This window comes from Dietzia sp. Cai40, assembly GCF_014145165.1.
GTDB classification, from domain to species: domain Bacteria; phylum Actinomycetota; class Actinomycetes; order Mycobacteriales; family Mycobacteriaceae; genus Dietzia; species Dietzia natronolimnaea.
In genome coordinates this window covers 1-4,509 of record NZ_JAALEB010000099.1, presented here as the reverse complement: position 1 = coordinate 4,509, position 4,509 = coordinate 1, and the positions used below count along the sequence as shown (strand labels likewise).

The following is a 4,509-nucleotide window of genomic DNA, read 5'->3' as shown; positions in this document are numbered from 1 at the left end:
CATCTCCTCGTCACCTACGACCCGCGCGGGGGGTACGGGCACCCGGATCACATCCGTGTCCACGAGGTCGTCCGCGCCGCTCTCGACGAGGCCGGCCACCGGCCCCGGCGGATGGCGTGGACGGTGACCGCCCGGTCGGACGTCTCGCGACGGCACCCCGCGCCACCCGGCCACCTGCGGCACGCGGGGGAGTCCGAGCTTCCCTCGGTGCCGGACTCCCGACTCACCCACCGGGTGCCGCTCGACGACGCGACCTATGCGGCCAAGTTGGAGGCACTGACCGGGCACGCGACCCAGCTGGAACTGGTGCCCGGCACGGACGACGATCCGTGGTTCCTCGCACTGACCAACGGGGTGCTGCAGCCGGTCTCGGAGGTCGAGTGGTACATCGCCCACGACCTCGTCGACCCCGACGGCCCCTACGTCAAGTGCCCGCCCGGCACCGCACACCTTCTCGACGGACTCGTGGGGGAGTCCCGGTGACCCGCCGGACCGCCGTCGCGCGCACCACCTCGGCCGTGGAGCTCGGCGTGGCGCTGCTGATGCTCGCGGTGGGGGCCGCGACCAGCTGTGTCCTCACCGTCGCCTGGTTGACCGCGTATGTCGGCCCGGTCCCGGCCCCGTTCACCATCCTGGTGGCCGGCGCGTGGTCGCTGTTCCTGGTGCGGGTGGCCTCCGCCTGGTCCGAACGCGCGATCGTGGCCGTGTTCCCGGCCCTGATCTGGATCCTCACCCTGGTGGCGCTCAACCTGGGTCCCGGCGGGGACATGCCGGTCCCGATCGGGTTGCGGGGCCTGGCGCTGCTGCTGGTGGGCGGTCTCATCCCGCTGTGGGTCGCGACCCTGGGTCGATCACTGCGCCCGGATACCCATCGAGGGTGAGGAACGCACGTCGGGGTCACCCTCGTGGTTCCAGACGTCCGTGATCCCCGGGGTCAGCGCCTCGGCCAGAGCCCACGCCTCGTCGGCGTCCATGTCCATCACCGAGTAGACGCCGTTGCCCGCCGGGGTGGCCGCGGAGACGGTGGCGACCCCGGCCGAGCGCTGGAACACCGACTGGGTCACCGTCCATCCGATGATCCCGTCCGCCTCGAGCACCGTCCGCTTGGCGGTCCACGACCCGTGCGAGGTCACCAGCATGTCGGGCAGCAGTGCGTGGCCGAGCATCCTGATCCGGTCGACCGACAACGCGAGGAAGAACACGAGGGCCGCCGGGATCGCCCACCGCACCCAGATGTCGGCCGAGGGACCGGAGTCGATCCGGACCAGGACGATGAGACCGGCCACGATCCAGAACGGCATGAGTCCGCGGGTGATCCGCCGCCGGGCGGCCTTCCACGGGTGACGTCGCAGAGGCACGGTGACGGGGGTCGGGTCGCCGAGGATGCGGATCGCCACCCGGCGGACGTCCTTGATGGGTGCCTGCGGCAGCAGGGTCGACGCGGCGGCACCCTTCTTGGTCCCCGTCATGATGGGCTCGAGCCGGCCGCCGCCCAGGAGCCGGAGGTACACGGGCAGACGGATCTCGACCCCGCGGAGCCTCGCCTTGTCCAACGCCTGGTGCTTGCGGCGCAGGATGCCGTTCTGGACGTAGAGCAACTGCCCACGGTCGGTGAGTGCGTACTTCCCGTAGCGGATCGCGTACGTGATGATCGCCAGGACGCCGGCCACCATCCAGATCGCGACGGCCTCGCCGACCAGGGTCCACGGTTGTCCGAGGGAATCGAGCCACGAGACGGCCGCCTCGACCACCGCGAGGTCCATGACGCGGTCGTGCATGTCGCCCATCTGCCAGGTGATGAGCCACAGTGACAGGAGCACGCCGAACCCGATGAAGGAGAACGGCGCGAACCTTGCCCACGTGACGCGCCACTGGGAGATGTCCTCACCGTACTTCGACCCCCACTGCTCCTCGTCCTCCTCGCTGAGCGTCGGGTCCAGGGCACGCCGGTGCTCGAGCAACTCGTCGCGCAGCGGCTCGACCTGGGCCGTGTCGATGGCGTTGAGCCGGAACCGCTCGGCGTCCGACTTCCCGGAGTCCGCGCGGCCGGTGCCGACCTCGACGATCGACACCCGCATGACCCGGTGGAACAGATCCGATTCGGTGTCCACGCTGCGGATCCGCTGGCGCGACACCGTGACCACGTTGCGGCTGAAGAAGCCCTTCCTCAGGATGATGTGGGTCCGGCCGACCTGATAGCTCGTGGACAGCCACCGCAGCAGACTGCCGAGGACGATCAGTGAGATGACGCCGATCTCGAACCAGTAGTTGTTGCGGTTCGAGCCCAGCCACAGGGAGATGAGGAACAGCGGGAGCAACCGGGTGAGCATCCCCAGGGGATCCACCAGCAGCATCCGCCAGGACAACCGCTCCCACGGGGCCTCCGGGTCGACCTGTCCGGCCTCGTCGGTCCGATCGGCCGCGGTGTCCTCCTCCGTCGGGTCGGAACCCGGGTCCCGCGCGGTGTCGACGGAGGAGCCGGCCTCGTCGTCGTCGTCCGGACCCGCCGTCACCCCGGTCGCGGCGCCCGGTCCGCTCACGTCCCGTCCTCCGAGTCCAGGTTGGCGATGGCGATGAGGTGCTGGGCCAGGGCCTCGGCATCAGCGAGGGTCAGCCCCCTGATCTCGACCGTGCCCTGGGCGGAGGCGGTGGAGGCGTGGACCGTGGCCAGGCCGAACCAGCGCTCGAACAGGTTGCGGGTGGTGTACACCGTCTGGAGGCGGGCCAGCGGGGCGATCCGGAACTGGGTGGTCCACCAGCCCTTGCGCGAGCACACCGCGGTGTCCGAGACGTCCCAGCGGGCCACGATGTAGCGCCACCACGGCGCCACCACGATCGACATGAACGCGAACGGGACGGTCGCGGCCAGCGCGACCCAGTTCCAGAACCCCATCACGTTGTCGCCCCAGAAGTACCACCCGACCTGCAGGGCGGCGAGGATCGCCCACGACCAGATCCCCTCGATCACCCACAACACCGGCGTGCGGGGGGAGATCCGGTGACGCGGAGCCGTGACGAGAACCCGGTTGGACGTCAGCAGACCCTCCCCGGAGTCGGGGACGTCCTCGGTGGCGGTCGCCGGAGCCGGCTCGCGCAGGGCGTGGGCGCCACCGGCGCCACGGGGGGGTGCGGACACCAGGGGATCGCCGTTGCTGCGCAGGGGACGGGCGGGATCGGGCATGCCGCCCAGACTAATGCGCGGTCCCGTTCCGCACGCCCGTGACCTCCCACGCAGCACCGGCCCTCCACCTCCCGGCCCCGGTGGGGCATCATCACGGACATGGATCTCGCCCTGACGCCCGTCGATCCCGAGCCCACGCCCTCGGCCATGCGGCGCGCGCTGCGCCGGGCCTCCGACGGGCTCACCCTCGACGTGACCGAGGCGGCGGTGTTGCTGGCCGCGCGCGGAGACGATCTCGTCCGGCTGACCGGGCTGGCGGCCGCGCGTCGCGACGCCCGCCTCCTCGACGAGGGGCGTCCGGGGGTGGTGACGTACTCCCGCAAGGTGTTCGTCCCGCTCACCCGCCTGTGCCGCGACCGCTGCCACTACTGCACCTTCGTCACCGTGCCGGGGAAACTCCGGGCCGCCGGCGAGGGCATGTTCCTCGACCCCGACGAGGTGGTGGACCTGTGCCGGCGCGGCGCGGAGGCCGGGTGCAAGGAGGCGCTCTTCACGTTGGGCGACCGACCGGAGGACCGGTGGCCCGAGGCGAGGGAGTGGCTCGAATCGCGCGGCTTCTCCTCGACGCTGGACTACGTCCGGGCCATGGCCATCCGGGTGTTGGAGGAGACCGGTCTGCTGCCGCACCTCAATCCCGGCGTGATGAGCTGGTCGGAGATGTCCACCCTCAAGCCGGTCGCACCGTCCATGGGGATGATGCTCGAGACCACGGCCACGAGGTTGTTCACCACCCCGGGTGCGTGTCACCACGGCAGCCCGGACAAGGACCCGGCCGTGCGGCTGCGCACCCTGACCGACGCGGGGCGTCTCGCGGTGCCGTTCACCTCGGGGATCCTGGTGGGGATCGGGGAGAACAGGACCGAGCGGGCCGACAGTCTGCTCGCGCTGGCCGGGCTGGCCAGGGAGTTCGGACACCTCCAGGAGGTGATCGTCCAGAACTTCCGGGCCAAGCCCGACACCGCCATGCGCGACTCGGCCGACGCGGACACCGACGAGTTCCTCGCCGCGATCGCCGTCGCGCGCCTGGTGCTCGACCCGCGGGTCGCCGTCCAGGCCCCGCCGAACCTGGTCGACCGGCAGGACGTGCTGGCCCTCATCGGCGCGGGGGTGGACGACCTGGGCGGCATCTCCCCGCTCACACCCGACCACGTCAACCCCGAGCGGCCGTGGCCGCATCTGGAGGGACTGACCGCCGACCTGGCGGCGGCGGGCTGGGCGCTGACCGAGCGACTCACCGCCCACCCGCGATACGTCGGAGCGGGTGACGCCTGGATCGACCCCAGGGTGTCGGGTCACGTCCACGCGCTCGCCGACCCGGCCACGGGCCT

4 protein-coding genes and 1 pseudogene are annotated in these 4,509 nt (G+C 71.4%); 3 read left to right on the top strand and 2 right to left on the bottom strand.

Annotation, left to right across the window (positions count from 1 at the left end; genetic code table 11):
- A pseudogene (locus G6022_RS04800) lies at nt 1–483 on the top strand (N-acetyl-1-D-myo-inositol-2-amino-2-deoxy-alpha-D-glucopyranoside deacetylase); the annotation flags it as partial.
- The gene (locus G6022_RS04795) at nt 480–881 is read left to right on the top strand and encodes a hypothetical protein (RefSeq protein ID WP_182610540.1); all 402 of its coding nucleotides are present in this window, start codon (nt 480–482) and stop codon (nt 879–881) included. The pseudogene G6022_RS04800 and the gene G6022_RS04795, both read left to right, overlap by 4 nt.
- Here G6022_RS04795 and G6022_RS04790 read toward each other — a convergent pair.
- Nucleotides 852–2,540, bottom strand: coding sequence for a PH domain-containing protein (locus G6022_RS04790; protein ID WP_182610541.1), 1,689 nt, complete (start codon nt 2,538–2,540; stop codon nt 852–854). The two genes, G6022_RS04795 and G6022_RS04790, sit on opposite strands and share 30 nt — an antisense overlap.
- A complete protein-coding gene (locus G6022_RS04785; protein ID WP_179525600.1) occupies nt 2,537–3,181 on the bottom strand; it encodes a PH domain-containing protein in 645 nt (214 codons plus the stop codon). Before G6022_RS04785 ends, G6022_RS04790 begins: the two co-directional genes overlap by 4 nt.
- 99 nt (nt 3,182–3,280) lie before the next feature.
- Between G6022_RS04785 and cofG the strand changes: the two genes are divergently transcribed.
- Nucleotides 3,281–4,509 (top strand): 7,8-didemethyl-8-hydroxy-5-deazariboflavin synthase CofG (gene cofG / locus G6022_RS04780; protein ID WP_182691085.1); only part of this gene is annotated, 1,229 nt, incomplete at its 3' end.